Source organism: Pseudoflavonifractor phocaeensis (assembly GCF_016901955.1).
GTDB classification, from domain to species: domain Bacteria; phylum Bacillota; class Clostridia; order Oscillospirales; family Oscillospiraceae; genus Flavonifractor; species Flavonifractor phocaeensis_A.
The window spans coordinates 1-358 of the sequence record NZ_JACJLC010000246.1 but is presented as its reverse complement, the minus strand read 5'-3'; the positions used below and the strand labels follow the sequence as shown (position 1 = coordinate 358).

At 54.7% G+C, this 358-nt stretch carries 2 tRNA genes; both read left to right on the top strand.

Annotated elements, in window-relative coordinates:
* Window positions 1–32: 32 nt before the first annotated feature.
* Window positions 33–108, top strand: a tRNA-Lys gene (locus tag H6B51_RS17400).
* Window positions 109–251: 143 nt separating this feature from the next.
* A tRNA-Glu gene (locus H6B51_RS17395) sits at window positions 252–326 on the top strand.
* Window positions 327–358: the final 32 nt, after the last annotated feature.

Here is a 358-nt window from a genome sequence, read left to right as displayed (position 1 = left end):
TTTGAGGGTGCTGACACAGCACTGATCCAGATGCGCCTTTAGCTCAGCTGGTAGAGCAACTGACTCTTAATCAGTGGGTCCCCGGTTCGAATCCGTGAAGGCGCACCATCCCAACTGGCGGTGTGTCCTGCACACCGCCAGCCGGGAACCCTTGAGCAGATTGCATCTGCTCGGGCGAAATGAATTCGCCCGGCATCAAGGTTTTGCTTTGCAAAACGCTTGTGACGCCGCAAAGGCGGCGAAAGAGAAATGGCCCGTTGGTCAAGCGGTTAAGACGGCGGCCTCTCACGCCGCAAACATGGGTTCGATTCCCGTACGGGTCACCATTTAAAAAATGGTCTTGACAGTGAGATGAAAA